The organism is Sphaerotilus mobilis (assembly GCF_004216565.1).
GTDB classification, from domain to species: Bacteria; Pseudomonadota; Gammaproteobacteria; order Burkholderiales; family Burkholderiaceae_C; genus Sphaerotilus; species Sphaerotilus mobilis.
The window spans coordinates 165,545-191,485 of sequence record NZ_SGWV01000007.1 but is presented as its reverse complement, the minus strand read 5'-3'; the positions used below and the strand labels follow the sequence as shown (position 1 = coordinate 191,485).

The following is a 25,941-nucleotide window of genomic DNA, read 5'->3' as shown; positions in this document are numbered from 1 at the left end:
GCCACGTGCACGACTCTGACTGGTGATGTTCTGCCCAGCCTACTCACCCACCGCCCTCACCCAACAGCCTGCGGAACACCAACTCCCGCCTCGCCACTGCCGGCAGCATCTCGGCGAACTTGAACGACGTCGCGAGTTCCGCGACCTCCGCGTCGTCCAGTTCGGGATCTTCCGGCGTCAGGTCGCCCAGCAGCCTCGGGTCGATCCGCCACTGGATGGACAGCCCATCGGCGGTGCTCGCACCGTGGGCTCGATGGCTCAGTTGCGTCTTGCGGTTGCGGGCCGTGCCGGCGTAGGTCCACATGAGGAATCCTGTGGGAACACGCGCCTCGACAGCGGGCGGGTGAGTCTGGGTCGGCATGACGTCGCGCAGGTCGTCCAGGGCGGCAACCGCGCGTTTGGACAGCTTCGCCGCGCCCGCATCGCCATTCACCAGCAACTCGCGAATCTCGTGCGCGACCGCTGCGCTCATGTCGCGGCCTCCGCCCATCCAGCGGGCCTTGCCGCCTTCGGTCGCCGGTTCCAGCCAGACGACGCGGCGCTTCCAGTCGACGTCACGGGCGAGCCAGCGCCGCCCGCCGAGCAGCAGCCGGATCGGCTTACCCGGCTTGCCCATCAACACCGCCGGGTCGAGGTAGCCGACCTCGCTGGCACCGTGTTTGCCCACCAGCAGATCCGGGCCGGTGAAGGTCACCAGCAGGTCCATGTAGTGACTGCGCTCATGTTCCGCCTGGGTCTTCGGGCCGATCTGCACTAGGTCCGGGTCGTCAGGGCAGGCCAGCCAGGTCGCGTCGACGAGATGGTCGAGGCAGGTCTCGATGCCCGGCGCGGGCAGTTCCGGGAAGGCGAACAGCAGGGCATCCAGCAACTCGTGTCGCGGCATGCGTCCGCGTTCGAGGACCATCAAGAGCGATTGCTGCACCAGCACGTTCCAAGGACTGGCCGGTGGCGTCACGGCTTCGACCCACGCCCGTGACCACAGCCGGCAGATGGCGCCGGCCGTGAGCAAAGCCGTGTCGCTGGTGGTCAGGAACAGGCAGTTGCGGCGTGTGCCGGTGCGGCGACCGCTGCGGCCCATGCGCTGCAGGAAGGACCCGACCGTGGCGGGCGCGTCGATCTGGATGACCCGGTCAAGGTCGCCGACGTCGATCCCGAGTTCGAGCGTGGAGGTCGCCACGATGACGCAATCGCGCTCCTCGGCGAATGCAGCCTCCGCATGCCGCCGTTCACTGGCCGACAGCGAGGCGTGGCTGACGAAGGTGCGCACGCCCAGTTCGCGCAGCCCCGCGCCCAGCTTCTCTGCCGAACTGCGGGAATCGCAGAACACCAGGCGCTTCTCGCCGCGATGCAGGCGCGAGATGACGATGGCCGCGTTCTCCAGCGTGCTGACATGGTCGATGGTCACGTCGGCGTCCGTGCTTACGTGCGAACTGCCAACCGTCTGTCGTGTGCCGGCCGGTGCGAACCAGGCCAGCAAGTCGTCGGGATTTGCGACGGTTGCCGACAGGCCCAGGCGCTGGACGGGGGCCTGGGCGTACGGGTCGATGCGATGGATCACGCTGCGCAGGTGCCAACCCCGATCGCCAGCGGCGAAGGCGTGCAGTTCGTCGGCGATCACGCAACGCAGTTGACCGAGCCAGGCCTCGCGTTCGATCCGGGGCGAGATGAGCATGCCTTCCAGCGACTCGGGCGTGGTCAGCAGGACGTCCGGCGGGTCCGTCAGCAACCGGCGCTTGCTTGCCGGAGAGACGTCGCCATGCCAGACCTCGACGCGTCGACCGACCAGAGCGGCGTAGTGCTGCAGCCGTGGCGCCAGGTTGTTCAGCAGGGCCTTGATCGGGCAGACATAAAGCACGCTCACGCCTCGCCATCCCTCGCTCAGCATGCGCGACAACACGGGCAGGAAGGCGGCTTCAGTCTTGCCGCCTGCCGTCGGTGCCAGCAGCAGGACGTGAGCGCCGTCCAGGATGGGCCCGATCGCTTCCAGCTGCGTCGGCCTCAAGGTCGACCAGCCCAGCGAGTTGACGATGTGGTGCTGCAGGGCAGGGTGCAGCCGATCGAAAGGGTTCACAGCTCGATGTCGTCCACAGAAGCCGCACCGGCTGCTGCACGTTCGTTCACCGACATCTCGGTTTCCGACAGCGTGAGCTGGTAGTGCTGGCGCGGGTCGAAGGCCTCGTGCAGGTCGACCCGGTCCAGCACGTCGGCCACCAGCTTCTTCAGGAACAGGCGGGGTGCCACACCCACCTTGCCACCCAGTCCGCCGGTGACGGCGCGCCCGAGCTGCTCGACATAGGCATCGTCGACCAGCGAACGAAGTCGCGGCTCCTGCGTTCGTCCTTCGGCATAGAGGTCCCGCACCTTCCGGCCGACCTCCAGCAGGGCACCTGGGTCAAACGACTGCAGTCGGATCTGCACAGCTCTCGGGTTGTCAAAACGACGCTCCGTGCCGAAGTCGACGTGCAGTCGCTGAGCCAGTGGCAGGAGCCGCTGTACCCCTTGGGCACCATCGAAGAAGGCGGGCGTGCCGGTGATGACCAGGTAGAGACCGGGATAGCGCCCCGCGTCGATCTCGTCGATCCACTGGCGCAGGGCGTTGAGGCCCTTCTCGCGTGCGTCCGCTCGCATGCGCTGCAGGGTCTCCACCTCATCGAGCACCAGCAGCAAGCCGCTGTAGCCGCTGTCGCGCAAGATGGTGAGCAAGCCGGCCAGGAAGTTGGCGGCGGCGAAGTGGTCCAGGTCGCCCTTGATGCCGGCCACACGCTTGACGCTCGCGGCCACGTTGGGCTGACCCGCCAGCCACGCGATCAGGCCGTCGGCGACTTGCTGGTCTCCGTCTGCCTGAGCCTGCCGGTAGGCCCGCAGCACGGCCGCAAAGGCGGGTGCCGCACGGCTGATGCTCGCCAGCCTCGATTCCATCAGCTCGTTGCTGCGCACGAGCAGTCCGGCGGTGTCGTCCGGATCGACCGTGGCATCGGCCAGCACGTCCTGCTCCAGGGCGAAGAACCAGCCGTCAATGACGTTGCGGAAGGCGCCCTGCGGCGTGTCGGTGGTGGAGAGTTGCTCCACCAGGCGTCGATAGACCGTCTCCAGACGGTGCAGCGGCGTCTCCGTCTCGTTGATCTGCACCTCGCTGGTCGCAAAGGCCCGAGAGCGGGCACGCTCCTGCAGCCAGCGACCGAAGAAGGTCTTGCCGCTGCCGTAGTCGCCACGCACGGCCTTGAAGCCGGCCTTGCCGGCGGCGACGCGCTGCAGCTCGTCGTCAATGACGGGCGCCAGAGACTGGATGCCGACGGCCAAGGCATCCAGGCCCGCATTCGGGACGGTGCCGCGCCGCAGGGCCGAGACGATGTCTTCTCGACGGGTTGCGCTGATCATGGGGCGCCTTTCCTGGTTCTTGACGGGGTGTCGAGCTGGAACTGCGCCATCAGCAACTCGCGATTGAGTTCGACGACGCCGGCGTCTTCATCCACGCTCAACACCGGCGCCTGATCGACGTTCAACAGGCGTCTGGCGACGCTGAGGAAGCCCGCCAGGCGCATCTCCTGCAGGCTCATTCGTTGAGCCAGAGCCGCCTTCCCGAGCTTGCCGCCGCGTTCGTCCAGGGCCCACAGCAGTCGGCGCATCTGATCATCGGGCATGGCCATGCGCGCGGCCAGTTGGCGCTGCGACGCATAGACGCTGGTCGACAGCAGGTTGCTGATCCAGTCGGCGCTGGTGGCCGCATGTGCCACTTCGGCGGCGGGCACCGGCACGGGGGCCTCGTCGGCGGCGAACAGCGTTGCCTGGGGTACGGGCGCCGCGGTTGGCGTGGCCGGGTTGCGCCGACCGGTTGCCTTGGCCGACAACTTGGCGGGCGTCGCCGCCACGGCGCTGCCGGGCAGGTCCCACCATTCCGGCTGCTGCGGTGGGGCAGGTTGCCAATCGACAAGCGTCAGGCCGAACGGCGCGAAGACGCTCATCGGCACAACGACCTCGGCAGGCGATGCCCCGCCGTGATAGCCGTTCTTGCGCCCGGTGTAGCGAGCCTTCTCGCTCCACAGCGTGACCACGGCGTCATCGCCATCCGGGGTCCGAACGCGATGTCCCTTCAGCACCAGCTCTTCGGGCACGCTGGCCTGTCGACCTGTGCGCCAGCGATCGCCGTCAGCCGGTCCGGCCGTGCTGACCGCGCGACTGCCGTCCTCCAGCACGTGACCGTGATCGGCCGTCACCACCAGCACCCGACGCGCCGCCTTCGCTTCCTGCAGCATGGGCAGGAGCAGGCGCAGGTCTTCCAGGCGCCAGCGTTGCTGCAGTTGTTCGGGGCCACTCAGGTGATCGTCGACCGCGTTGTAGACCACGCCGACGACGCGGTGGGCCACGTCGCCGATGACCTGTCGGACCTCGGTGGCCAGGTGGCCGTCCTCGCTCAGATCTCCCTTGTGGAACAGGCGCGGTTTCTGTCTGCCCGTGCAGGACTGCACCAGCGCACCGTGCGTGCTGAAGCCTTGTCTTTCCAGGGTCTGCTGACCCTGCGAGACGCGCCCGGTCAGAAGGCTGGTGCGGCTCACCATGGTGATCGTGGGCAGCACCGCGATGCCCAGGTGGGGTCGGGTGGCGTCCGAACGGACCCGCTCGCTCCAGCCTTGTCGCTCGATGCGCTCGAACAGCTCCCGGAAGATGGACAGGCTCAGGCCATCGACCACCAGCAGCAAGACGGGATGCTGACGCGCCAGCGGTGCCACCAGGCGGTCCAGCGTGTCCTCCAGTCCGATGCTGCGCGTCGTGCTGCCCCTTGCCGAACTCAGCGCCTGCGAGAGGCTGGCTGCGAAGACCTGGTTGTTCGCTTCCCGCCGGTCCTGCACACGGGCTCGCAGTTGGGCGTAGGCGCTCGACAGGCTCGCCAACTCGTCGCCACCGAGCAGCTTGCTGCGCGCCCAGTCCACAAAGGCCGCATCGTCGGCCTGCTGCGCGGCCAGGCTGTCCAGATCCGTGGGACCGGCCCACGCGGGGCGCAGCCACCAGCGTGCCAGCCGTCGGGCCATGCGCACCCGTTCCATGCGCAGACCATGGCTCGTGCCCAGGTGATGCAACAGGACGCTGTTGCAGGTGTCCTCCACCTGGGCAATGGTCGATTCGGACGGACGTTTGAGGTGCGCCTGGAGTGCCTCGGCATAGCGCGCCAGCCGCTGCTCCAGGCCGGACGGCAGGAGGTCGCTGAGGTGGGCGTGTTCGGCGATGTGCAGATCCCGCAGGATCAGATCGGCCCGATCCAGCGCACCTTGGCAGGTGTCGATCGACAGCGTCTGAACCAACTGGCGGGCATCGGCGGCCCAGCGACGACCCGGCTCGATACCGATCGGTTGCTGGCCAACGTAGCGCTCCAGGCGCACCGCTGCGGCCGACAGGGACTGTTCACCTTCCCCCTCAGGTGCAAACACGACGCCGCACACCAGCCCGAGCGGCAGCACATCGGCCAGCCGGCCTGCATCGATGCAGCGCAGGACCATCTCGCCGCTTGGGCCCGCGTGGCGCGTCATCCAGCCGAGCGTGGCTTGCCGCGCCTTGTCCGGCAGACCAGACAAGCGCACGTTCGCATCGGGACGCAACGACCACGTCAGGAGCATCGCGATATCGGGTCGTGCGCTGTCGAGTTGCAGATGGCGGGTGAGCACTTCTCGCCAGGCCGTGTCCGCATCCAGGAAGCCGCTGGTGACTGGCGTGTACGGACCCTGCCGGGCAGCATCGACCAGCACTTGCGGCATCCAGTCGTGTTCGCCCAGACGGGCATCGGTGCCCTGGGCGCTGAAGAGTTCCCGCACGATGGTCCAGCCCTGAGGCTGGAAGACCTTGCCTCGGGCCAGCCGCGCGATCACATCGGCTGGCACATCCTGATCGCCCAGAGGCGTCAGCAGCACAAGGCCGTCGCGGGTGTCGGCATCGGTTTCCTCTTGTGCCAGCAAGGCCTCGCGCAGCGCGAGCCGGCTTTCGCACCAGCGCAGCTCAAAGCGCCGGTCCCGCCGCGTGAGCATCGGCGGCCAGTCCAGCTGCCGCGCGCTGCGGATTGCCAGCGTGCGCACCTCCGGATCCTTGGCCATCAACGCATCGATCTGCGCCGTGATATGGGCCTCGCTGGCCGAGAGTCCGAGCGTGTTCATGTGCGCGTCCCCGGCCGCACCAGTCGCCAGCTGACGGTGAGCTCCAGCGCCGGATCGCGCGACAGTTGCTCTTGCAGTTGACTCAAGGCGACGGTCGCGGCCTGCGCATTCATCACCACCGCCTGACGCTCGTCGACCACGACATCTTGCTGCGCCGCCACCGGCAGTTCGGCCACCGGCGGCTGCGGCTGCGGCTGATGGATGAGCTGAGACGTTGAAGGCGTTGATGCCACAGGCGTGGGCGCGGGCGCATGGGTCAGCAGATCCGTCGCCACCTGCTCCAGCCCCTGCAGACCCGCCTTCAAGCCGGCGACGTATTCGTCGGCCTGCAGCAGCGTCGCCAGTTCCGACAGCACCGCCGATGCCCGAGACGCGCGCTGATCGGTCAGCCGGCCCAGGCCCTCGAACAGCGCCCAGCGCGTGTTGGCGAGCGTGTCGATCATGGCCTGTGACAGCGCGATGGATTTCGCCATGGCCGTCTCGGATGTCTGTACCTCCAACTGCGCCAGGGTCAGCACCAGCTCGGCCTCGTCCGCGGCCGTGAGGGCTGACAAGGCCGACTTCGCAGCGCGGGCCGTGCGCCAGCGGGCGCTGTCCTGCGCGGCGCCCAGGCGTTCCAGGCGCTGCAGGGCCTGGACCAGTTCTGCCGCCGGCCCTTGCTTCTCACGCGCTGCCCGCTTCACATCGGCGACGAGCTTGCCGACGTTGCCCGCGCTCAGGCCCTGCGGCGTCACCACACCCAGCAGCGACCCCGCGCGCCGGCCGGCCAGGGCCCAGTCTTCGGGGTGCGGCAGGGCCTGTTCGCGCAGTTCCACGTCATCGGCCAGGCGATCCACATCGGCCTCGTAGGGCCCGCCGTTCTGCACCAAGCGGCGGTTGGTCATCAGGGCCCAGGCCAGGATGATCAGGTTCTGCAGTTCGTGCGGCAGCCCCATCGCGCGGGGCTGGTCGATCCATCGGCGGACCCGGGCGACGGTCACCGGGCCGGCCTCGGCATCCCGGGCGGCCTGTTGCGAAAAGTGCGACTGCCAGTGCGTCTCGATCTGCAGCGGCGTCTCGCCCATCTTGCCCAGCTGCAACGGGTTGACGATCGAGCGCAGCAGCTTGCGCGTGGCCGCATCGGTCACGACGATGCGGCGCTCCGGTGCCTCGATGGCGGCCTTGATCTCCGGCCAGATCTTGCGCAACGTCGGCAAGCGGATGTTCTCTTCGAAGTGCGGATGCGCCGGGTAGCGGTGCGTGAAGAGCTGGTTGAGCAGGTCCTCGAACGCCGTCTTGAAGTTCACGCCCACCGGCGGCCGTGGGGCCAGTGTCGGGTCGAGCGAGTGGAACTGCTGTTCGGCGCTCAGCTCATGGGTGATGGCGTCGCGTGGTTCCTCGCGCACCCGGTAGGCAACTTCCAGATGGCCGATCAGCTTGATGCGCAGCGAGTCGCGCTGGTTCTTGGCCAGCGCCTTCGCCTGCACCCGGTCGACGTAGTTCAGGTGGGTCGAGTAGGTCTCGAAGCGATCGCCCTGCAGGATGTGATCGAGCACCACGTAGCGCTTCAGGTCCGCCTCCGACCGGGCGCTCAGGAAGGCCGTGAGCCAGACCAGCGTGTGGGTTGCGCCGCCCCGGTAGTTGCCCAGCCACGCCAGGTGGTCGGTGGGGCTGCGGTGCGGTTCGTCGAAGGGCAGGTCCAGCACGACGGTCCAGGCGCCGGTGCGGTCACGCAGGCGCTCGTCGGCCATCCCGCGCACGTTCTCGTAGACCACCTCCACCTCCCTGCGCGTGCCGCGCCATTGGTGGTCGACGTGGTGGAACATCGTGCCCTTGTCCTCGATGCCCAGTTGGTCGAACAGCAGCTCGCGCACCGTCTTGCGCCGGTTGCCCGGGTTGTCGACCACCTCGGCGGCCTTGAGCACCGGTTCCAGGTCCACGCCGGTGATCTGGATCGACACGACCGGGTTGGCATCGTCGCTGACCTTCAGCTCGCCGACCTCGCCGGCCCAGTCGCGCAGCTTGCGCAGCACGTGCTGGGCCTCCTGACCGGGGATGGGCGTGCGGAAGGTGCCGTGGTTCAGGGCCGTCAGCCGCGCCGCCGTCAGGGCCCGGAGGGCTTCCACCTCCGGCACCAGCGCGGCCAGCAGCAGCGTCTTGAGCAGGCGCGCATCGTTGCGCAGCGCCTTGGCGCGTGCGGGCTCGGCCTGGCCCAGCCGGATGGCTTCCCAGGTCGTGCCGGCCTTGCTTTCGAGCATCGGCAGCAGGCGCTGCTGGTAGAGGCGCTTGGCGTTCTCGAAATGCATGCGCATGGCTTCCGAGAAGGGCTCGTCACCTTCTGCGATGACGTCCCACAGGTCGCCCACGGGGATCAGCTGGCCCAGCTCCAGATCGGCGCGCCGGTCCACCAGCAACTGCATCATCAGCTTCAGGGCCGTGCGCTCGCGCTGCAGCGCGGCCGACACGGCGATCAGCGCCTGCACCAGGGCGGGGCTGAAGGGGTAGACCTGGCGGAACATGTCCCGGTCGGCCTCGGTCGTCAGCAGCGTGTCCAGCACGTCGCGGCGCAGGCGCAGCACGTCGTCGAAGGCGTTGGCCAGCGTGCGGCGGGCATCGTCACTGACCGGCCGCAGCACGCGCTTTTCGGCGATGGCGGGCAGGTTGCGGTCTTCGAGCGTGATCTTGTGGAAGCGCGCTTCCCAGAACTTGAGCACGTCGCTGAACTGCACGCCGGTGGCACCGGTCAGGTGTTCGCCGACGAGGTCGCGCAGGTCGCGCTGGCGGGCCACGAAGCTGATCAGCGGGATCGGCCGGTCGGCGTGCGTGGCCTCCACCAGCTTGACGAGCTTGGTGCCCTCTTGGCTGACGAAGGCCACGTCGCCGGCCCGGCTGGCCAGCCACAGCACCATCTCGTCGAGGAACAGGATGACCGCGTCGTAGCCCAGGTCGCGCGCATGGCGGCTCATGATCGCCAGCCCGGCATCCAGCGGCACAAAGGCCTCGCCGGAGCCCGCCAGCGCCTGGAAGGCGGTGAAGAACTGGCTGATCAGGGCACCGACCAGCCGGCCGCGCTCCTCGCCGGCGGGCGGCTCCAGCATGGCGGCCTCGAAGCTGATCGCGTCCCAGCCGCCGTCCATGTCGCCCCAGCCCCCACCGCTGTCTGGCTCGCTGTCTGCCTTGTTGGCGCCTCCGCCGCCCTGGCTGGTCGGGGCCTCGTTGAGCTTGGCGAAGAAGTCCTCGTCACCCAGCCGCAGCCGCATTGACCGGGCATCGTTGAACAGGTCATCGGCCAGGTAGAAACCGGGCACTGGCGCGCTCGGGTGCAGGCGCCGGACGTGTTCGGCGTAGCCGCCCAAGATGGCCGATTCCATGTCGGTCGAGCCGATCATGTGATACGGGACCATCAGGAAACGCTTGGACCGCGCCCAGTCCGACTGCGCCACGGCGCTTGCCAGTTCCGGCATCGCACGCGCCTGGGCATGGCCCGCCAGCAGCAAGTTGAGCACGGCCATGAAATGGCTCTTGCCCGAGCCGAAGGAGCCGTGCAGGTAGGCCGCCTTGCTGCTGTTGCTGGCGACGGACTGCTGGATGAAACCCAGCGCGTTCGCGAATGCATCGGCCAGCTGCGGCGTGACGACGTAATCGCGCAGCGTCTGGTCGGCGTGGGCCACGCCGTCCGACAGCTTGAGCACGAAGTCGCCTTGGTGCACCCGCTCGGGGATGCTGATGAGGTCGCGGATGGGGGTGGTCATGGACGGTCTGGCTCCCTCAGGCTTCGTTGGCCTGTTGTGGTGATGTCGGTGGCGCAAGCGATGTGAGCTGGAAGCTCGTCGCCACGATGGCCTCGATGCGATCGATCTGTTCAGCCTTCATCAGTGCCAGTTCACTGGCCTGACGACGGCGTGCCGGCATGCGGCCACCGTTCTGCTGGATCCACTGGATCAGCAGGTTGATGGTGCGGTTGGGCAGGTCGAACTCGCGGTCGATGCGTTCGAAAGCGCGGTCGTGGGACTGGATGAACAGCGTCTCGTCGATCAGCGACTGCGTCAGGGCCTGTTCGGCGCACGCCGTGACGAAGCGGGCCGCCGAATCGCCGTCCCAGTGCGCATAGATCTGCGGCGTGGACATGAACTCGAAGGCGAACACGTTGTCCGCCAGATAGGTGACGTCCCACAGGCCGCGTGCCGGCCGGCTGAACGACTCCAGCGTAGCGAGGTAGAGCGCCTCGTGGCGCTTCATGGCCACCGACAGCGGAAGCAACGTGGGTTGTTCGCCGATGACCGGCAGCACCTGCTGCAGGTTCAGGCTGTGATGTGCCAGCAGGCGAGACAGGCGTCCGTTGCCGTCCATGAAGGGATGCAGGTAGACAAAGCCGAAGCTCACCAGCGCCGCCCGCACGAACGGTGGCACGTCCCCACCCTGGCTGTTGGCCATTCGCATCCAGCCGTCCATCAGGGCGGGCAACCGGTCGGGCGGGGGCGGCACATAACGCACCGCCAGGGCGCCGTGCCCACCGCGCTGCAGCCAGTTCTGCTCGATGCGGAACTGTGCCTCCACCCGCAAGGGGCTGGAGATCACCGTGTTCTGCAGTTCGACCAGGTAGTCCTCGCTCAAGGGCCGGCGATCACGCAGGTGAGCCAGGGCCTGCAGGAAGGCCCTTTCCTTGTCGGGCGACGGCGTCTCCTGCTCGATCGCGAAGGAGTCGCGCGTCTCGGACAGGTAGGCCCAGCTCAGCACCCGCTCCAGCGTGCCCTGATGACCCGGGTCGCTGGCCCAGGCCTGCAAGCGGTCCAGCACCTGCTGCCCGCGCTGCGCGAGCGCGTCATCGCGGCGGACCACCGGGCAGAAGTCGAAGGGCCCGATGCCGTTGAAGTTCACCCGCAGTCGCTGACTTCGCTCCCAAACCGGTCCGACGTAGTGGTCCGTCGCATCGAACAGGTCGACGTAGTTGCCGCCCGTGCTGTCCCAAGGCATCGGCAGTTCGCGACCGTGGGCCTTCTCCCACAGGAAGGCGGCCTTGCGCAGGTAGCTGCCGGTGCGCTGCGCGCTGAGGGCCGCCGTCAGTTCCTCGGCGCTGACCAGGCGCAGGGCCTCCAGCAACAAGGCCATCTGCATGTCTTCATGCTTGAGGGCAAAGAGGACATGTTCCAGGATCGTCGCGTCAGCCCCCGGCGCCACATGGCGCGGCACAGCCAGCAGATCAGCCAGCCGTTCGATGCGCGTCACCGGCCGCACCTGCGCTGGCCGCGCCACAGGTGGCAGGCGCAGCGGGATCCGGGTGCTCAGGAATTCATAGCCGATCATGGGGACTCGATTTTTTCAGTCGGGCGACCGCTTTTTCTTTAGGTGCGGCATCTCTGCGAAGTTTTTTGATTCTGCGTGGGGTTCGACCGTGGCCAGTCCCGGGGCTCATCCCTTGCCGTTGCGCGTCAGGACTTCGAGCGCTCCCGGCGGAATGCCTTCGTCCTTCACGATGCCATCGGTCGCCGGTCGGAACAGGGCCTGCAAGATCATCTGACGGTCCTCCTGTTCGGGCAGCTTGTCGCCTTCCAGCAGCGCAAGGTAGGTCTTGACCATGACCACCCTCTCGGCGGCATCGGTGGCCAGGTGGACCTGGCTCAGGTAGATGCGGACCAGAAGTCGCACGGCCCACACGGCGAACAAGCCCACCAGCGCCAGGATCGCCAGCCGCCAGCTGGCTGGGGCCTTGTCGACCGGCGTGTCCTTCAGCACATCGTGGATCCAGAAGGCGAGGGCTGCCGGTGTGGCAATCAGCGCGAGCACCGACAGAACGCCTGCAATCCACATGTTCTGTTTGTGCTTTTCACCCTTCTTCTCCCAATAGGCCACCGGCGCACGCAGGGTCATCTCGGTATTGAACTTGGCTTGCAGCGCGGCCATTTCTGCTTGGTGTCGACGCTTCAGCTCATTGAACTCGTCGTCACGAGCAGTCTGGGCCTCGTCGAAGGCGTCGCTCTGCTCGTCCTTTCTAAGACCGACCGCCTCGGTCAAGCTGCGGTAGTCGCGGTGCAGCGCTTCGTAGACCTGCTTCTTCTCGCCCAACAAGGCCTCCGCCTTGGCACGCAGTTCGTCGAGGGCCAGGTGCGTGGCTTGCGCGGATGGATCCAAATGCGACTCAGTCATTGCGCCAAAGCGAGCGTTCAAACCCTCCAAAAAACCGCGCCATCCGTCGAGGCCTTCGGGCCGGAATGTGTGCTCTCCTTGAGGGGGAACGAACACGCTCGCGAAGTAGTTCGCCGCATGGTCACCATGGGCAGTGCGGTAGGCCGCAATCTGTTTTGCCAGTGGCGTTGCACTGTGGGGCAAGTTCGTCGATAGAAGTGCCGCCTGAAGGTGGTTCTGCGCCTGAACCACCAAGGCCTGGAAATGCCCGAAGTTTGACGATCGAAACCCTTCTGCTTGCTGCAAGGTGTTCAGCGCTTGGTGCAAGGAACTGTAGGCACTGCGCAGTCCTTGGTCCTGCCCGCCGTTTCTATGACGGTGCCCATTGACCCAATCCCAGAAACTGATTTCAGCCTGAATCCAGCCAACAGCTTCTTCGATCGAGGTCGGGGCCAGCACGCCCCCATTCGCACCCAGGTCGAGCGTGAACAAGGGCGGCGGCGGGGGGGTGGGCACCGCGTGGTTGATCTGGGCTTGTGCGTCTTGGTCGGCCATGGCTCAGGCCTCCTTCTTCGGCCGCCCGCCGCGCCGCTTCGCACCCGCCTGCGGCTTCCACCCGCGCAACTCCTCCAGCGTGCACCCCAGCTCGCGCGCCTGGTCGGTGACGAAGCCCTGGAAGTAGTCGCCCATGCACACGCCGTCGTAGCGGGGGTCGGGCTCGTTGTGCCATTGCCGCAGCCAGGGCACGAGTTCGTCCAGGCCGGTGAGCAGGGGGAGCAGGCGGGCGCTGTCCCAGCCTTCGTTGTCCTTCATGTCCATCAGGTAGCCGGCCAGGGCGGTGGCCTGCTGCAGGTGGTTCCAGCCGGCCCAGGCCAGCGGGGTGCTGCCGTCTGCCCCGCGTTCGCAGCCGGGGTAGCTGATCCAGCGTTCCTTGGGCACGTCCAGGCCGCCGCGCAGGCGCCAGATGTCGGTCTTGAGGAAGTCCTTGCCCTGGTACTTCGGCGGCACGGGGATGGGGCCGATGCGGGCGGCCTTTTCCTCGGCCTGCTGGCGGGCGATCTCGCTGGCGAGCTGCTGTCCGATCCACGCCTTCGCATCGCTCAGCTCGGCGCTGCCGAACTGCTCGCGCGCCTGGGCCGTCAGCTCGGCGCGCCAGTCCTCGGCGTTGTTGGCCACGACCTGGGCGTCGATGGCATCTTCCTGGCGCTGCAGTTCCCAGGTCGCCTGCCACTGCGCGCGCTTGCGCAGGCCGGTCTCGCTGTAGCGCAACACGGGCAGAAACGGCACGCTCTCCGCCGCCGTCAACTCGGCCACCAGGCGCTGCAGGTCGAAGCCGGCTTGTCCGGCATACAGCTCGGCCACCTGCAAGAACGCCGCATCCCGCGCGACCGCATCGGCCAGCTTGCGCACGCTGCTGATCTGCGCCGTATGCTCATCGCTGGCGGGCCACAGGGCGGGCGCTTCCAGCCGGTCGAGCAACCAGTCGCGCAGGGCGGCTTGTTCCAGTTCCTGCCAGCTCGGCAACTCCCATCGGCGCTTGCAGCCGAACGACTCGATGAGGCCAACGTTGCGCTCGGTCTCGATCAATTGAATCCGGCGCTGGACCAATTGCTGGTAGTCGTCGGGCCAGTGCTCCGGAACCTCCGTGGTGGTTTCGACGTTCAGCCATTCAAACCAGCGCGTCTGCAACTTGCCAGCTGCCATACGGCGGGCCATGACGATCTCGAATGCGCGTTCGCCAGGACGCACCATCGGTGGGTTGGCGTGCGTCATGTCGATTTCCAACACGCCGTAGAGCTGATAGGCGCGCCAGTCGAGTTCCTCTTGCAAGGCGACCATTTGATGAACGATGCGAGTGGCCTCAGCCTTCGCAGCATCGAGGCTACTGCGGTCTGGAAGCACCGAACGCAGCAAGACCGCGTTCGGCTGTATCGCACTCAGTGCTTGCGCCAGGTTGTCGATCCGACGAGCCAGTTCAATCGGTCGAGAGTCCACGAGCGGGAACTCAGCGACTTTGGTGGAATTGAAAGCATAGAAGTCGTGCCACTTCTCGTCTTTGCTGCTGCCGCCACCCGGGCCGCCCTTGTTATGGCAAACCTGTTGAAACCAAAAACACGCCACCGACGAATTCAACAACCCGAGCAACCCCAGGTGTTCATCTTCACTGCTGCCAGCGGGCAGCTTGATGACCGGGGCCGTCTGCTTGAACACCTTGCCGCCGCGGTCAAGGACGAAGTGGTTGTGGGTGGCGATTTCGCTGAATGCGATGATGTTGTTGTAGTAAAGTCGATCAACAGTAACCTGGTGCCAGCCCCACCAAGGGCGCCCCTCCTGCGCATACGTCGTGCGCCCGAAAGTGATTCGAGCCCCGAGCGATGTACGTACTGGCCAGAGCCACTGCAGGGCCCGAGGCAATTCTTTCTGTGGCAACAGTCCTTCCTCGCCATAGGGCGTGAATACTGTTTCGCTGGCTGTCAGCGTCCAGTCCCGAACCTTGTCACCCTCAACCAGAGAACCGAACGCATTTTTCTCCAGGTCCAATCGTCGTGGTATCGATGCAGGTACAACGAATGCTTCGTCAGCACTTGTTCTTCCAGTACCTGATACAACTGAGCCACGCGGAAAGCGAGCTGAAAAACGATCGTCGAGTTCATCCGAAAGTTCAGCCGCGCCGCCGCCGCCGATACGCCACGGGTGTCGGTGGAACTTGACTCGCGCCATGTCGGTTGCGCTGACGTAGTCGTTCTCGAAGCCGGGTTGATCAATACCGCTTAGGATGGAATTCCAAACGAGGCCATTGGCTGGATCGTCTGGCTGGGTTGGCTCGCCCTTGATGCCAAGGACTGCGCGAACTGATTCGCTCAGTGGCGAGCGACTTCGTCCGAAAAGAATAACTGTAGGTGTTCCGTGGCCAGGGATGTATGCGCCTGATGTGTCGACGACGTGCGTCAGATCGAACATTGGGAGAATTGTTTTGACCAGTTTGGGGCCAAACTCCCGTTTCATGAAGGAGTTGGTTGTGATTAGGCCGACAAATCCGGCGTCTGATCGATTGGTCTTTTGAATTGCTAAGTCAAATAATCGCTCGGTGAATGGCACGCCAAGAGAATACTGGCCTTGGCAACTTGAATAACGTTTGCGATACGCTGCATTCAGTTTGGCGTCGTCCACCACGATGTAAGGCGGGTTACCGACCACAGCGTGGTATTGGCGGCCGAGGATCTCGTTCACCTGGGCCAGGTCTTCACTCACGTAGGCATGGTGCAGCCCATAGCCGGCAAGGGTTTCGGATTCATCAAGTAGCGAGTCGGATTCGCTCAGGCCGAAGCGGCTGCCGTGCAGCAGGCTGTCGCCGATGGCGACGTGGACCGTGAAGTCGGGGGCGTCGGCCAGGCGGCGGACCTCGGCGACCTGGAGGGCGGCGACCCAGAGGCGGAAGCGGGCGATGGCGACCGCGAAGGGGTTCAGGTCGACGCCAGCCACGCCGTGCAGCGCGCGCTGCGCCACGTCCTTCGGGTTGCGGCCGGGTTCGGCCTGCAGCCATTCGGCCACCAGGCGATGGAAGGCGCCGAGCAGGAAGTGGCCGCTGCCGCAGGTCGGGTCGATCAGGCGCACCTCGCGGAAACCGAACTCGCGGATCGCGGGGGTCAGCGTGCGGTCGAGGATGAATTCTTCGACGAACTCGGGCGTCTGCAGCAGCGCATAGCGCTTGCGTGTGGCCTCGCTCAGGTCCTGGTAGAGGTCGCCCAGGAAACGCGTGTTGCGCGCCGCGTCACAGAAGTCGTGCACCAGCTCGCCGGTGTCCGGGTCGACCTGCTGCCAGAACTGGCGCAGCGCCAGAGCGGCATCGCCGCTGATGGGCAGGCGGAAGACGGGGTTGTGGGCGTCGTCGAAGAAGGTGTGCAGCCCCGGCAGGCTGCCGGCCTCGTGGAAGGCGGCCAGCAGGTAGTCGCGGTCGTTTTCCAGCGGATGGGCGCGGAAGTAGGTCTCGTGCCGGTCCTGCGCCAGCGCCAGCCGGCCGCTGGCGGGCGGGCCGGCCAGCCAGGGGCGTTCGATCAGCTCGTTGTCCTCGATGAAGCGCAGGAACACGCCGCTGAGCAGCCAGTGCACCCCCGCCTGCGTCAGCACCTGCTCGACCCAGCTCTCGAAGGTCTCGGCACAGCGTTCGGCATCGCGCGCGGCCTGCCATTCCTGCCTCAGCTCGGTGGCCAGCTCGGGCAGCTCGGCGTCGGTGAACAGGCGCTGGCGCAGGTCGTCTTCCAGGCGCTTGAGCTGGCGGGTCAGGTCGTCGAGCAGGCTTCGGGCGTGGATCAAGGGCGCTCTCCCATCGTGTTGTTGTGGTGCAGGTGTGTGTGGCCTTGCAGGTGTGTGTGGCCCAGCAGGTGCGCGCTGCGGTGTTCGTTTCCGATCCAGGCCGGCTGCAGCGCGGCGACGGCCTGGGCGTGGACCAGCGGCACCGGCGTGCCGTCGATCTCGGCCACGCCGGGCCGCTGGCCGGGCAGCAGCAGCCAGGCGGCGGGCGTGCGGCCCGGCCGGCCGGACTGGTCTTCCAGCTCGGTCACCAGCCGCATCAGGCCGTAGCGCGCCAGCAGGCCGGCATGCACCACCAGCAGCGGCGCGGGGCTGTTGAGCAAGGCCTGTTGCAGGGCGGGCAGGGTGAGCTGCACCAGGCGCAGCAGGTTGGTCCAGTCGCGGCTGCCGGCCGGCGCGGCATCGGCGCGCAGCACGGTGGCCCAGTCGACCCTGCGGGCATAGGCCTGGGTGCGCAGCTCGCGCAGCAGCAGGGCATCGAGGCTCAGGCGTTGCAGGCCGGGCTGACCGGTCGATGCGGGCCCGAAGCGGCGCAGCAGCTCGGCCTCGGCATGGCGGGCCAGACGGGGCTCGACGGTCAGGCTGAGCAGGCCACCCTGCTGCAGGTGGTGTTGCAGGCGCTGTTCCAGCGCGCTGGCATCGGCCAGCCGGGCCAGGCGGGCCTCGTCGTCGGCGCTGGTGGCGCTTGCGCGGGTGCGGCCGGGCAGGCGGGTGGCGTGGCGACCGAGGTAGGTGCTGGTGCCGGCGCTGGCGTGGTCGTCCACACGCAAGGCGTCGTAGTGCCGAGCCGCCTCGTCCCAGATCAGCGGCGCGCCGACGGCCTCGATCAGGCGGTCCAGCAGCGGGCGGCCGGGCAGGGGTTCGGCCTCGGGGTAGCGGCCGCGCACGCGGTCTTGCAACTGGCTTTCGGTCAGCTTCACGCCCACCAGGGCATTGATCGACTGGCGCAGCGACTGCAGCGCGGGCATGCCGCGGGGGTAGATCTCCTGCCGGGCCGACAGCGCGGCGTTGCGCGAGGCGTTGGTCGCCAGGCGCAGCAAGCGGGTGGCGTTGAGGGGTGCGGCAGCGGCCGATGTGTGGCCCGGGCCCGCGTTCACGGCGGCGCGCGGCGTGCCGAACAGCTCGTCTGCATCGGCACCCTCGGCGGTGATCTGGCCGGGCGCGCGCACGGCTTCCAGCGCCTGCAGCGCCCGTTCGGGCGGCAGCAGGGGGTCGGCCATCGCACAGGTGTCGGCGGCCAGGCCAAGCTGGCGGGCGTAGTCGGCCCAGGCGACGCTGGCGGCGATCAAGGGGCCGGCCTCGCTGGGGTGGGCCTCGTAGCGCGGTTGTTCGGTCTGGGCATCGGCCTCGACGGCGGCGCGCAGGGCGGCGCAGGCCATGCGCAGGCGGCTGTCGTCGTCCTGGGCGGCACAGCCGCGCAAGGCCAGCAGGGCGAGGGCGGCCTCGTGCAGCGTCATCACCTGACCCTGGGACTGCAGCAGCTCGTGCAGGTCCTTGCGCAGCGCCGTGAAGAACTTGTTCTTCAGCCAGCGCTGACGGGCCCGGGCGATCTCCTCGATCAGCACCGCCCGGTCCACCCGCGCAGCCAGGGCGGCTTCGCCCGGCGTGGGCCAGCGGCCGGGGGCCTGTTCACCTTCCAGGCCGAGGTAGATCGCCAGCGCAGCCTCTTCGGGGCGGTCATCACCGGCCGGGCGACTGGGCAGCAGGGCGTCGGCCAGTTCATTGACCGCGCGTGGCAGTTGCAGGTCTTCGGGCTCGCTCTCGTCGCCCTCGTGCAGGCTGCCGCGACCCTTCATCAGGTCGGGGCGCAGGCGGGCCAGTTCCTTGGCCTTGAGGCGGATCTCCTGCCGCAGCTTGTTGCCCACGCCGCGCAGGTAGCGAAAGCGCACCCGATCGACCGCCAGCAGCTCGACGGCGTTGTGGATGCCCATGCGGTCGAGCACGTCGATGGCCTCCAGGCTGTAGCCCAGTTCGGCCAGCGTGGTGGTGGGCGTGACGGTCAGCGCCAGCGCCTCGAAGCCCTGGGGCGCAGCCACCGGATGGGCGGTGCTGGCGCGCTCGAACACGGTGCGCCAGGCGCGCAGCAGGTCCTCGGCGTTGTCGTGGCGTTCGCGCGCGTGCCGCGCCAGTGCCTTGGTAAAGAAGGCACGCAGCGGCTCGCGCACGGCGGGGTCGAGCCGGTCGATCTCGAGCGTGGCTTCGGCCTCGCTCAGCTCGGCGGCGGTCTGGCCGTCACCCCAGCGCGGCACGCGGCCGACGGCCATCTCGTAGAGCGTCACGGCGGCGGCGAAGCGCTCGGCCTGCAGGTCCCAGCGGCGCTGCGGACGCAGGCCCAGGAAAGGGTCGAGGTAGGGCGGCGTGCCGGCCTTGAGGTTCTCGGGCGGGGTGCGGGTCAGCGAGAAGTCGAACAGCACCAGCGTCAGGCGCCCCGTGCGGTTCTTGCTGATGCCGATGTTGTCGGGCTTGATGTCGCGGTGCACGACCGCGTTCTCTTCGAGCAGGCGCACGGCATCGAGCAGTTCCTCGCCCCAGCGCTGCAGCATCTCCAGCGTCAGGCGGCCATCGGCCTTGATGCGCTGGGCGAGTGTCTCGTCACCGGCGCTCTTGAGCAGCAGTGCGGTGCGGCCGGCCACCTGGGTGATGCCGCGCAGCTCGACGATGTTGGGGTGGCGCAGCTTGCCGAGCGCCTCGGCCTCGGCCAGCAGGTTCTCGTTGTGGCTGCCGTCGACGGCGATCTTGAGGACCAGCTCGTCGTCACTGCCTTCCGGGCGCACCAGCAACGCGTCGCTGGACGAGCCGCGGCCCAGGCGGCGGACGACGGTGTAGCCGCCTTCGAGCCGGTCGCCCAGGTTGGCCAAGCTGGGGTCGACGGTGGCCTCGGGGTCCGGCCGGGTGAGTTCTTCCTCGACCTTGTCGAGCTCGTCGAGGAACTCCTGGATCGTGCCGTAGCGGGTGACGACCGCAGGGTTGGTGGCGAACTGCACCAGTTCCTGCAGGCGGGTGGGGCAGCCGTCCAGCGCGGCCGACAGCTGCAGGCCCTGGCCACGTCGCAGCTTGTCGTGCAGGTCCAGGATGGACGTGGCCGGAGGCTGGCCGGTGAAGATCAGCCACGTCAGGCAGCCGAGCGAAAAGACATCCAGCTCGGCACCATGGGCCGGATCATCGCGCGCGGTCTCTGGGGCCAGGTAGACGAGGCCCGGGTCCTCGACGTAGGACTGGACATGGGCGGTGCCAGTGTGCCGGTGCAGCGTGGTCGATGAACCGGTGCCCGCGCCGTCGGCCTCTCGTGCGGCGGTCTGCCAGTTCATCAGCTGCACGCGCGGCGCGGCGGTCTCGATGTCACGCACCAGCACGCTCTGCGGCCCCAGCGCGCGGTGGTGGAGGCGGCGCGAGTGGGCGTACTTGAGCACCTCGGCGATCTCGCGCACCAGTTGCAGGCGCTGGCTCAGGCCCAGGCGTGCGCCGTGGTCGCGCATCAGGTGATCGAGCCGCACCGCGCGGTCATCCAGGTCGAAGACGAGGGCGGGACCGAGCTCGCTGTCCTTGTACTCGCGGCAACGCAGGATGCCGCTGTGTTCGATGCCTTCGAGCATCTTGAACTCGCGCTGGGCCTGCCGCACGAGGCTCAGTCGGGCCTCGGGGCTGGCGGCGTTGGCGAGGTTGTAGATGCGCACCCGGCGCTGCACGTCCACGCCGACATGGCGGGCCTGCCATTCCTGGTAGCTGTCGCCATCGACGATGAGCTTGTCGAGCCGGTAGTCGCCGACCTGGCGGTGCTTGTTGGACGGCCTCACGCCCGCTTCGGCGAGGCCCTTGGCCAGCGCCTTCACGGCGGCGCTATCCAGCGGGGCGGCGCTGATCTCGCCACGGCTGCCAAAGGTCAGGGCCGCGACGATGCCGTCGTCGTGATCCTGCTGCGGCCGGCCCCGCAGGTAGACGCCGCTGCGGGCCTGCCCTTGCAGCCGGCAGGCCAGCGAGGTGGACGACAGGAAAACCAGCGGCGTCACGAAGGGCAGCCGCATCTTGGCCTTGACGATGGCTGGCTGGCGCCTGAGCAGGCTGGCCAGGCGCTTGGACTTGCGGTCGGTCAGCAGCAGCGGGTTGTCGACCGAGCGCTCACGGCCGTCGGTGCTCCAGGTCCAGGTGTGGGCGTCACCGCTGACGCTGCCCGGACGCGACTTGATCTCGACCAGGAACAGCCCGGCGGGGGTCAGCGCGAGCGCGTCGACCTCGTTGACCTTGCCCTCGTCGTCGATGAACTCGAAGTTGGTCCAGACGTGCCAGGGCTCGCGATCGGGCAACTGGGCGCGCAGCCACTCCAGCGCCTCCTGTTCCCACGGGTAGCTGGATGGGGCGATGACATGCCAACGGTTGGCGCTGAGGCTCATGGATGACGCTCCCCTTCGGATCGGGTCAGCACCGGCTGCTGCCCGTCCGCGATGTATTCGAACAAGTCCCCGACGGTGCAACCCAGCAGGCCGCACAGCGCCTCCACATGGGGCAGCTCGATCCGCGTCGCACGTCCGCGAGCCAGGGCCGTGACGGTGCTGCGGTTCAGGCCGGTGGCCCGGGCGACATCCGCAACCCGCAAGCCGTCACGGGCCATGAGGCGCCCCACGTGGCATTGGATCATCTGGCGTCCTCTTGAGGTCGGGGTGTTGCGCAGAATAGCATTCAAGATCGTGCGCCGAGGGCCTGTCGCGGCGTGTTGATCGGCCCTCATCCCCGGGGGGGCGAACCCAGGCTGACGCGGATGTCTCGGGTCCCGGCCTGACGCTTGCGATCACCGAGTCGCCGATGGCGCCGCATGGCTCACACCCTGAGCCACCATGCCCCGCGTTTGATCAGCCGCCGGGCTGGGCCTGTGCCGCTGACCGCTGCGCGCGACGTGCATCGGCGGCGGCGAGTACTGGGTCGGTGGCGGCGATGGCCAGGCGGGCCCAGGCTTTGTGGCCCAGGGCGGCGCTGCGCGATTCGCTCGGGACCTCGATGCTGATGGGCAGGTCGGCCGGCAGGCGGGCGAACAGTTCGACCAGGTCGATGCCGCCTTCGCCGGGCAAGAGGCGTTCGCAGCGGGCGTCGTGGATCAGGCCGGCGACGGTGCTGGGGCCGGGCACGAGGCCGTCGCAGATCTGGGCGTAGTTCAGGCGTTGGCGGGGCCAGCCGGCCAGGTCGTCGAGGTTGCTGGGTGAGCGGGCAAAGTGCAAGGCGTCGACCAGCACCGCCGCGTTGGGCTGGTCGACGGTCTGGACGATGCGCTGCGCCACGCCCAGCGACGGCACCGCCGTCCAGGGCATGAACTCCAGGTTGGCGCTCAGGCCGTGGCGGGCGGCGGCGGCGCAGAAGGCGGCGAAGGACGCGCTCAGGCGGGCCTCGTCCGGGTCGTCGCCAGCGACCAGCACATGGGCCGCACCGAGTTCGGCGCCGCAGGCCAGGAAGGGCTCGAAGCGGCCGACGTCGAAGTCGGTGTCGATGCGTGCGACCTCAAGGTCCAGCACCCGCACACCGGTGTCGCGCATCGCGGCGAGGGCCTCGCGGCGGCCTGCGGCGTCGTGCATCAGCGGGTGGTGGATGCCGCCTGGCGCGGTCGGCAGCAGGCGGATGCCGACGGCGCTGCAGCCGGTGTCGGCGGCGAGCTGGATCATCTGCGCCGGGTTCAGGGGCAGGGCCATCAGCTGGGCCAGGGCATAGCGACGGGTCATCGTGCGGCTCGAAAGGTCAAGATGTCGAGAGGTCAAGAGGTCAAGAGGTGGACGGTGGCATGGCGTCCGACATGGGCATCGGCATGGGCATCGGCAGGGCCCGCCCGGCTGCATGGTGCGCCAGCACGTAGCCGAAGGTCATCGCTGGGCCCAGCGTGATGCCGCCGCTGGGGTAGTGGCCGCCCATCAGGCTGGCCATGTCGTTGCCGGCGGTGTAAAGGCCTGGCACGACGTCGCCTTGTGTGTCCAGCACCCGGGCGTGTGCGTCGGCCCGCAGCCCGGCGAAGGTGCCGAGGCTGCCCGGCACGATGCGCAGCGCGTAGAAGGGGCCGTGTTCGATCGGCGCGACGCAGGGGTTGGGGCCGGCGTGTTCGGCGTCGCCCTGCAGGCGCTCGTAGGCGCTGCTGCCACGGCCCCAGGCCGGGTCGTGGCCGTGGCGGGCATGCACGTTGTAGCCGGCCACCTCGGCAACCAGGCCCTGGGCGTCGATGCCGCAGCGGCGCGCCAGCGCGGTCAGGCTGTCGGCCCTTTGCAGGTAGCCGCTGTGCAGCCACGGTGCCAGCGGGAAGGGCCAGGGCTTGCTGTGGCCCAGGCCGTAGCGGCGCTGGAAGCGGTGGTCACAGATCAGCCAGGCCTGCAGCGGCTGGCCGGGTTGGGCGCTGTGTTCGCCGAGGCGGTCAAACAGGCCGCGCATGACGCTGTGGTAGCTGCCGGCCTCGTTGGCAAAGCGGCGTCCGCTGGCGTCGACCGCGATCAGGCCGGGCTTGCCGCGGTCGACCAGGTGCACGAACGCATCGAGCGTGCCGGTCGATCGTGGCAGCAGGGAGACTGGCGCCCAGGCCCCTGCATGGGCCATGCGGGTGTCGATGCGCGCGCCGATGGACTCGGCCATGCGCAGGCCATCGCCGGTGCTGCCGGGTGCAGCGGCGCTGGGGTGTTCGCGGCCGGTGGGGGCGTGTTTGAACAGCGCGGCCTTGCGGACGTCGTCGTGCGCAAAGCCGCCGCTGGCGAGCACGACGCCGCGTGTTGCCTCGACGCGATGCGCGTGGCCATCGGGGGTCTGGACGATCACGCCGCTGACGCGACCGCGCTCGTCACGCAGCAGGGCGCTGGCGGCATGGCTGTGCAAGAGCGCCACGCCCGCCGCTTTCGCGGACGCCAGCAAGGCGGCGACCAGCGCATTGCCGCCCATGCGCAGCCGGCCTTGTCCGTGGGTGAGGTGGTCCAGCGCATGGCGCAGCAGCCGGCGGCTGACGTAGGCGAAGGCGTCCCAGGACCGGTTGGCACGCATGAAGTGGCGCAGGTCACTGCCGATGCTCATGCCCAGCCAGCTGAGGATGTCGCGCGGCGGACGCAGGCGCGCCATCAGCGCGCGCCCCAGCTGGGCGGCATCAAAGGGCGCGGCGCAGACCGAACGGCCACCGTCGAGCGCGCCGGGCACGCCGCCGTGGAAGTCGGGGATGTGGTTGCCGTCGATGAAGCGCAGGGCGCTGTGGTCGAGGTGGAACTGCACCATGTCCGGCGCATGGGCGAGGAAGGCTTCGATGCGCGCCGCATCGCCGCGATCACCCAGGATGTGGCGCAGGTAGGTGCGTGGACCGTCGAGGTCTTCGACGATGCCGGCGGCGCGGGCCAGCGGGTTGCGCGGCACCCACATCCAGCCGCCGGACCAGGCGGTGGTGCCACCGAACAGCGGCTCCTTCTCGATCACGACGACGGACAGGCCGAGGTGGGCGGCGGTCACGGCCGCGCTCAGGCCACCGGCGCCGGAGCCGATCACCACCAGGTCGCAACGGGCGGGCAGGGCCGCGTTGGCGCGGGCTTGGTTCATCGCGGCGATCAGGCCGAAGGCACTGGCGCGTAGGCCCGGTTGAACAGCGGCGAGGCTGCGCTGATCGCAGCCAGCTCCTGCGCAGCGGCCATCAGGTCGGGGGCCCACTGCAACATCTTGGATTCGGTCAGACGCACCGCCGGCCCCGACATGGCCAGCACGCCGACCGCCCCCTTGCCCGCCGGCACGATGGCGGTCGACATCGCATTCAGGCCGGGTGCATAGGTCTCGCAGGTCAGCGCATAGCCTTGCTTGCGGACCGCGCGGACCTGCTTGAGCAGCGCCTGCATCGAGGTCGGCGCGTTCGGCCCGTAGGCCGGCGGCAGGCCCAGGCCTTGCCGGCTGACCAGCGCGATGGCGTCGTCCTCGGGCAGCGTCGACAGCCAGGCCAGGCCGGACGAGGTGCAGGACAGCCGCACGTCGATGCCCTGGTCGGGGTCGTAGCGCAGGCCCGAGCGGGTGCCTTGCGACAGCGACACCCAGGTGATGTGGTCGACGTCGACGACGCCCAGCCGCACCAGCTCGCCGCTGGCCTCGGCGAGGCGGTCGAGGATGGGCTGGCACAGGTCGATCACGCCGGAGGCCTTGAGGTAGTTCATGCCCATGGACACCAGCTTGGTGGTGAGCATGTAGTCGCCACGCTCGCGCGACTGGCGCACCCAGCCCAGCTCGGCGAGTTCCATCAGCAGCCGGTGCGCGGCGCTGCGCGGGATGTCCAGCTCGTCGGCCAGCGTTGCCAGTGGCACGCCTTGCACCTCGGCGGCCAGACGTTCCAGGATGGCCAGGGTTCTTTGCATCACGCCGGACATGGCTGCTCCATCGTCGGTGTTGGGTTCATTGCATGGATTTCCGGAATGCTATTCCACAATTGAACGAAAGTCTATTTATACTGATGTGAACGAAGACGAACGGCCGCCGCTGCGGCCCCTCTGCATGAGCATGAGGATGAGCATGAGCTTGAGCATTGACTTGCCCCCGAACGACGACGCCTTCCTCGCCCACTACAGCGGCGCCACCCGCGTGATCCTGATCGTCGGCGATCCGATCGCGCAGGTGAAGTCGCCGGCCGGCGTGACCGCGCTGATGCGTGCGCGTGGCGCCGATGCGGTCTGCGTGCCGGCCCATGTCGCGCCGGACGATTTGGCCGACTGGTGCGCCGCGATCCGCTGCCAGCGCAATGTCGACGGGATCATCGTGACGGTGCCGCACAAGTTCGCGGTGCTGCCCTTGTGCGATGCGCTGACGCCGCGCGCCCGCTCGATCGGCGCCGTCAACATCCTGCGACGCCACGCACCCAGCGGTGGCTGGTTGGGCGACATGTGCGATGGCGACGGCCATGTCGCGGGCATGCGGGCCGCCGGCGCGGTGCTGCAGGGCCGGCGCGCGCTGCTGGTCGGTGCCGGTGGCGCGGGCTCGGCGATCGCCCACGCGCTGGTCGATGCCGGCGTGGCCACGCTGGACCTGCACGAGGCCGATGCTGCCCGCCGCGAGGCCTTGGCCGACAAGCTGCGCCGCTACGCCGCCGGCCGTGCCGAGCCACTGCGCGTGGGCATTGGCGGTCTCGACCCGACCGGCTACGACCTCGTCACCAATGCCACGCCGATGGGCATGACACGTGGCGACCCGCTGCCGGTCGACGTCACGCGCCTGGCCGCGTCGACCTTTGTCAGCGATGTCGTGACCCAGCCGGCCATCCCGCCGCTGATCGAGGCGGCCCGCGCACGCGGCTGCGCCACGCTCACCGGCATCGGCATGTTCGAGGCGGTGCGCGACCGCATCGTCGACTTCTACCTGGCCTGAGGCTGTGGACCGCCCGCACGCCCTCACGCACGCTCACCTGCCCACCCCTCTCGAC

The 25,941-nt window shown here is 68.3% G+C and carries 13 protein-coding genes; 1 reads left to right on the top strand and 12 read right to left on the bottom strand.

The annotated features are described in order from the left end of the window. Window positions 1-43: 43 nt before the first annotated feature. The 12 genes from EV685_RS01105 to EV685_RS01050 all read right to left on the bottom strand — a co-directional run bounded on the left by EV685_RS01105 (window position 44) and on the right by EV685_RS01050 (window position 24,883). Entirely contained in the window at window positions 44-2,071 is a 2,028-nt protein-coding gene (locus EV685_RS01105; protein WP_130480158.1) for a DEAD/DEAH box helicase, read from the bottom strand. Beyond that, a complete protein-coding gene (gene brxD / locus EV685_RS01100) occupies window positions 2,068-3,378 on the bottom strand; it encodes a BREX system ATP-binding protein BrxD (protein WP_130480157.1) in 1,311 nt (436 codons plus the stop codon). Before brxD ends, EV685_RS01105 begins: the two co-directional genes overlap by 4 nt. Further along, window positions 3,375-6,140, bottom strand: coding sequence for a BREX-2 system phosphatase PglZ (gene pglZ, locus EV685_RS01095; RefSeq protein WP_130480156.1), 2,766 nt, complete (start codon window positions 6,138-6,140; stop codon window positions 3,375-3,377). The genes brxD and pglZ overlap by 4 nt, the downstream gene beginning before the upstream one ends. After that, entirely contained in the window at window positions 6,137-9,871 is a 3,735-nt protein-coding gene (locus EV685_RS01090; protein ID WP_130480155.1) for a DUF6079 family protein, read from the bottom strand. Before EV685_RS01090 ends, pglZ begins: the two co-directional genes overlap by 4 nt. A 16-nt stretch (window positions 9,872-9,887) precedes the next feature. Then, window positions 9,888-11,423, bottom strand: coding sequence for a Fic family protein (locus tag EV685_RS01085; protein ID WP_130480154.1), 1,536 nt, complete (start codon window positions 11,421-11,423; stop codon window positions 9,888-9,890). A gap of 105 nt (window positions 11,424-11,528) precedes the next feature. After that, window positions 11,529-12,797, bottom strand: a complete 1,269-nt coding sequence (locus EV685_RS01080; RefSeq protein WP_130480153.1) for a DUF6161 domain-containing protein — start codon at window positions 12,795-12,797, stop codon at window positions 11,529-11,531. Window positions 12,798-12,800: 3 nt separating this feature from the next. Next, window positions 12,801-16,556, bottom strand: coding sequence for a BREX-2 system adenine-specific DNA-methyltransferase PglX (gene pglX, locus EV685_RS01075; RefSeq protein ID WP_130480152.1), 3,756 nt, complete (start codon window positions 16,554-16,556; stop codon window positions 12,801-12,803). Next, window positions 16,553-20,941: a BREX system serine/threonine kinase PglW gene (pglW, locus tag EV685_RS01070; protein ID WP_130480151.1), complete on the bottom strand. Its 4,389-nt coding sequence runs from the start codon at window positions 20,939-20,941 to the stop codon at window positions 16,553-16,555. The genes pglX and pglW overlap by 4 nt, the downstream gene beginning before the upstream one ends. After that, entirely contained in the window at window positions 20,938-21,159 is a 222-nt protein-coding gene (locus tag EV685_RS01065) for a helix-turn-helix domain-containing protein (protein ID WP_242615356.1), read from the bottom strand. The genes pglW and EV685_RS01065 overlap by 4 nt, the downstream gene beginning before the upstream one ends. 238 nt (window positions 21,160-21,397) lie before the next feature. Further along, a complete protein-coding gene (locus tag EV685_RS01060) occupies window positions 21,398-22,255 on the bottom strand; it encodes a sugar phosphate isomerase/epimerase family protein (RefSeq protein WP_130480149.1) in 858 nt (285 codons plus the stop codon). A 40-nt stretch (window positions 22,256-22,295) separates the two neighbouring features. After that, window positions 22,296-24,086, bottom strand: coding sequence for an FAD-dependent oxidoreductase (locus EV685_RS01055; protein ID WP_130480148.1), 1,791 nt, complete (start codon window positions 24,084-24,086; stop codon window positions 22,296-22,298). An 8-nt stretch (window positions 24,087-24,094) separates the two neighbouring features. Next, on the bottom strand, window positions 24,095-24,883 hold the full coding sequence (locus tag EV685_RS01050; RefSeq protein ID WP_242615355.1) for an IclR family transcriptional regulator: 789 nt from the start codon (window positions 24,881-24,883) through the stop codon (window positions 24,095-24,097). A gap of 148 nt (window positions 24,884-25,031) precedes the next feature. On the opposite strand from EV685_RS01050, the gene EV685_RS01045 reads away from it, so the two are divergent. After that, window positions 25,032-25,886 (top strand): shikimate dehydrogenase family protein, encoded by an 855-nt coding sequence (locus tag EV685_RS01045; RefSeq protein ID WP_130480146.1) that lies wholly within the window; start codon window positions 25,032-25,034, stop codon window positions 25,884-25,886. Window positions 25,887-25,941 lie beyond the last annotated feature (55 nt).

Excerpts from the sequence above, each read along its gene's own strand:
- brxD (WP_130480157.1), bottom strand. The coding sequence starts at position 3,378 with ATGATCAGCGCAACCCGTCGAGAAGACATCGTCTCGGCCCTGCGGCGC.
- pglZ (WP_130480156.1), bottom strand. The coding sequence starts at position 6,140 with ATGAACACGCTCGGACTCTCGGCCAGCGAGGCCCATATCACGGCGCAG.
- EV685_RS01090 (WP_130480155.1), bottom strand. The coding sequence starts at position 9,871 with ATGACCACCCCCATCCGCGACCTCATCAGCATCCCCGAGCGGGTGCAC.
- EV685_RS01085 (WP_130480154.1), bottom strand. The coding sequence starts at position 11,423 with ATGATCGGCTATGAATTCCTGAGCACCCGGATCCCGCTGCGCCTGCCA.
- EV685_RS01080 (WP_130480153.1), bottom strand. The coding sequence starts at position 12,797 with ATGGCCGACCAAGACGCACAAGCCCAGATCAACCACGCGGTGCCCACC.
- pglW (WP_130480151.1), bottom strand. The coding sequence starts at position 20,941 with ATGAGCCTCAGCGCCAACCGTTGGCATGTCATCGCCCCATCCAGCTAC.
- EV685_RS01065 (WP_242615356.1), bottom strand. The coding sequence starts at position 21,159 with ATGGCCCGTGACGGCTTGCGGGTTGCGGATGTCGCCCGGGCCACCGGC.
- EV685_RS01060 (WP_130480149.1), bottom strand. The coding sequence starts at position 22,255 with ATGACCCGTCGCTATGCCCTGGCCCAGCTGATGGCCCTGCCCCTGAAC.
- EV685_RS01055 (WP_130480148.1), bottom strand. The coding sequence starts at position 24,086 with ATGAACCAAGCCCGCGCCAACGCGGCCCTGCCCGCCCGTTGCGACCTG.
- EV685_RS01050 (WP_242615355.1), bottom strand. The coding sequence starts at position 24,883 with ATGCAAAGAACCCTGGCCATCCTGGAACGTCTGGCCGCCGAGGTGCAA.
- EV685_RS01045 (WP_130480146.1), top strand. The coding sequence starts at position 25,032 with ATGAGCATGAGCTTGAGCATTGACTTGCCCCCGAACGACGACGCCTTC.